Source organism: Mesorhizobium sp. M2A.F.Ca.ET.042.01.1.1, from assembly GCF_003997405.1.
Taxonomy (GTDB): Bacteria; Pseudomonadota; Alphaproteobacteria; order Rhizobiales; family Rhizobiaceae; genus Mesorhizobium.
Genome location: NZ_RZRX01000402.1, coordinates 1 through 3,611, shown reverse-complemented (window position 1 = coordinate 3,611; position 3,611 = coordinate 1). Strand labels below are relative to the sequence as shown.

Here is a 3,611-nt window from a genome sequence, read left to right as displayed (position 1 = left end):
ATATGATACCGCTCACAGATCGCTCGCTTGGGAGACCGCACCTCTGGGCACATGCATTAATACGCGTCGACCGATTGCCGCTGCGCTTCCATCTCCACCATCTGGATGCCCATCTCGACAAAGGCGGAAAGCACGGCGAAGCGGTCGGCGGTCGAGACGCGCGCCAGCCCCGCCAGGATACCGGCGTTGACGGCGTGGGCAGCGGGGAATCCGGTCGACAGCATATCGAAGGCCGGGTCGCGCCATGCCGCCGACAAGGCGATCCATGCAGCCGGCGTCGCCGGCGACGGATCGATAGCGCTGCTGAGCGCCGCCCGATGGCGAGGATTGCCGGGCTCGCCCACCCAGTCGCTGACGAGAGCCAGCAATTCGAAATCCCTTTCGGCAAGCAGCTCGGCGAGATGGCTGAGGCACTCATGCCCCCACCAGACCGCGGCGCGCTCGGGCAGGAGATAGGCGCAGAACGTCACGGCTTCCTCCGGCACGCGTCCGGCGAGCAGCGCGCGGCAGAATTCCAGCGGGGGTTGGGCGGCGGCCGGCGACTTCATGTCCCGGGCGATCGCTGGACAGGCAAGAAACAGATCCCTTGCCGTTCTGTATCCGAGTTCATTGGCCATCGCTGCCACACCCCGAGCATCGGCACAAACAGCACTGAAACCCGCGGCCAAGCGCCGGTCAAGCCTCACCTTATCAGGCGGCGGCCATCGGCAACGTGCGCTTGTTCACAGACAATCGTTTCGAGATTTGATATAGTCCGCGCCAGCGAAAACCCGCTCGAAACAGGTGAAAACAGGAGGGACGGTCATGCGGTGGGGCAGCTCAGCCTTGGCATTGGCGGTCGTGCTTTTTTCAACGCACGTTTACGCCGATCCGCTTCAGAAATCGGAAGACATCGTGAAATTCTTCGCCGGCCAGGGCAATCTCGGCGCCTCACGCGGCATCTGCGTCGGCACCGAGGAAGAGTGCAAGAGCAAGGCCGAGAAGAACCAGGCGCCGCCCCAGAAGGCCGGCCTCGACATGATGATCAACTTCGCCCTGGATTCGGCCCAGCTCGACCAGACCGCGCGCACGGAGCTGGACGAGTTCGCCAAGGCGCTGAAGGACAATAGGCTGAGCACGTTCAGCTTCGTCGTCGAGGGTCACACCGACGCGACCGGCACGGACAGCTACAACCAGGGCCTGTCGCAGCGGAGGGCGCAATCGGTGGCCGCCTTCCTCGAAGCCAACGGCGTTGAATCGGCGCGGCTCGAAGCGATCGGTCTCGGCAAGTCGCATCCGCGCGTCGCCAATCCATACGATCCGGTCAACCGCCGCGTGGAAATGCGCATCAGGACGGAATAGACGGGCCGCAGGCAAGCCGACTCGTCAACAGCGAAACAGGTCAAAGGGGGCTCGGTCAGAACGCCGGCTCCCCTTTTGTTGCTGTCTGTTTCGACGCAATTCCAGGCGGAAAACCGCTTCACACTTTTCCTGGAATTGCTCGACGATCAATTCTTGATCGCGTTGCCGATCACAACGCCGCTGCCGAAGATCAGCGCCTTGGTCAGGAAGTCGTTGTTTTCTCTCGGCGGCGGCGCGTCCTCGCGAACCACTGTGTCGCTGTTGCGGCGGCGCTGAACGACCTGCGTCTGTTTCCGGCGCGGCTTTTGCTGCGCCGTCGGGTCCAGCGTGCGGGTCTTCTGCGCGACCTGATTCCTGGTCGGCGCGGTGCGCGCCTGGTCGGCGGCGTTCCTGGCGCGCACGGCATCCATCATCGGGTCGGTCTGGATCACCAGCAGAGCCAGCTGTTCGCGCGTCAGATAGGTGGTTGAGGGCAGGCCGTTCTTGCCTTGCCAGACGCCGATCGCCTGGCGCGTCCTCGGACCGATATTGCCGTCGACCTGGCCGAGCTCGTTGCCCAGCGCTTCGATACGCAGTTGCAGGTCGATGCGGCCGTTGCGGTCGAGCCCGATGGCGCTTTCCGTCAGCTCGGTGCCTTGCGTCTTTCTCATGTCGTCGGTGATGCCGACAGAGGTGCGGACGGCTGAGCCTGGATTGGCACTGGCATCGTCCGCGCCAAGCGCCGCCACCTGCTTGCCCGCCGCCGGATCCTTCAGCTGGTCGATGTTGAGCTTCGCCACCGTGGCGAAACGGCCGTTCGGGAACTGGTCGAGATAGGCCTCGTAATAGGGGATGGCGTTCTTCTTCGAAGCCTCGTCCCAAAGCCGCTGCTCGACTTCCCAGGACGGCGGCTCGCTGGCCACGGAGGCAGGGGTTGCCGTCGCCTTGGCCGCGTCGGTCGCCGGCGTCGCGGCGGGCGAGGCTGTTTCTGCCACGGGCTTGCCGAGGAACACTTCTCGTCCGAGCGAGGCATTGTGCCATGGCCGCTGCCGGCCTTGCGTGGCTTCCGTCACCTCGCCGCGCACCCGCGTCAAGGCGCTCTGGATCTCGACGCCCGGCTCGGTCAGGTGCTTGGCCAGAGCCAGCGAATAGGGGCTGTCGACGCCGTTGCCGTCGAAGGCGATGGCGCCGGGGTCGGTCGCATAGGCGATCAGGACGCCGCCCGTGCCCATGCCGTCGGCCTTTGCGTCGACTGGCGCCAGGCCGGCGCCGAGCGAGCGGCTCTTCGGCAGCGCCGCTGCCAGCGTGCGTGCCAGCGGATTGTCGCGGCAGGCGTCGAGGATGATGATGCCGACGGCCGGATCGGCCGGCAGCGCCGCCATGAACTCGTCGATCTGCACGGTGCGGGTCTTGAGATAGGCCGGCGACGTCAGCTCGGCATCGACCGGGATGAGGTAGTTCCTGCCGTCGACCTGCATGCCGTGCCCGGCATAGTAGATGACGGCAAGGTCGGCATTGTAGGACTCTTCGGTGAATTTGCTGATCAGGCTGTGCATGCCGGCATTGTCCTGGTCGACGCCTTCGATCACCTCGAAGCCGGCGTTGCGCAGCGTGGACGCGATAAGGCGGGCGTCGTTCGCCGGGTTGGGCAAAACGACGGCATTGACATATTTGCTGTTGCCGATGACCAGCGCGACGCGCTTGCTGTCGGGCGTGGCGGCCTGGGCGCCGAACGCGGTGTGGAACAGCAGGATCAACCCGCCCAGAATGATGGCGAACGCTTTCATGGATCAGCCCTCCGCCCCTTGGGGCGCGTTATCGATGTCTGCGCATGCTGAGTGTCGTAAGCGACAACGTCGCTTCTGCCAAAATAGTCTCTTGAGCGTCTGTGATCTCGACCACAGATTTGGTTCACGAGGGCCCGAAATTTCCTCTGTGAGCATTCGCTAAATTACCATTGGCGGGCCGGAAAACCAATCGGCCCATCCAGCCATGCGAGGTTTGGTGAACCGGCTAGTTCCTCAAACAGAAGTTTTGACCGGTTGGTTAGTGTACGTTGGCAGACCCCGTGCCTTGGCGATTGGCCGAGACGCCTATCGCGGTCGTCATCCACGGGCGGAGCAAGGAGCGAAGCGACGCGCGCAGACCCGAGGATCCATGCCGTGACTTTGAAGCCCCGCAGCGGTCCAGAATTCTGCACCGTTGCACACTTCGGTCCAGGTAACGGCATGGATTCCAGGGTCTGCGCGCGTCGCTTCGCTCCTTGCTCCGCCCTGGAATGACGAGGTTCA

The 3,611-nt window shown here is 64.1% G+C and carries 3 protein-coding genes; 1 reads left to right on the top strand and 2 read right to left on the bottom strand.

Annotation, left to right across the window (positions count from 1 at the left end):
* Nucleotides 1-56 precede the first annotated feature (56 nt).
* Nucleotides 57-548, bottom strand: a complete 492-nt coding sequence (locus tag EOA23_RS32630; RefSeq protein WP_245474419.1) for a hypothetical protein — start codon at nt 546-548, stop codon at nt 57-59.
* A gap of 256 nt (nt 549-804) precedes the next feature.
* Here EOA23_RS32630 and EOA23_RS32625 point away from each other — a divergent pair, with 256 nt between their 5' ends.
* On the top strand, nt 805-1,341 hold the full coding sequence (locus EOA23_RS32625; protein ID WP_189341799.1) for an OmpA family protein: 537 nt from the start codon (nt 805-807) through the stop codon (nt 1,339-1,341).
* Nucleotides 1,342-1,487: 146 nt separating this feature from the next.
* Here the strand turns inward: EOA23_RS32625 and EOA23_RS32620 are convergent, their stop codons facing one another.
* On the bottom strand, nt 1,488-3,107 hold the full coding sequence (locus EOA23_RS32620; protein WP_127307097.1) for a caspase family protein: 1,620 nt from the start codon (nt 3,105-3,107) through the stop codon (nt 1,488-1,490).
* Between the last annotated feature and the right edge of the window lie 504 nt (nt 3,108-3,611).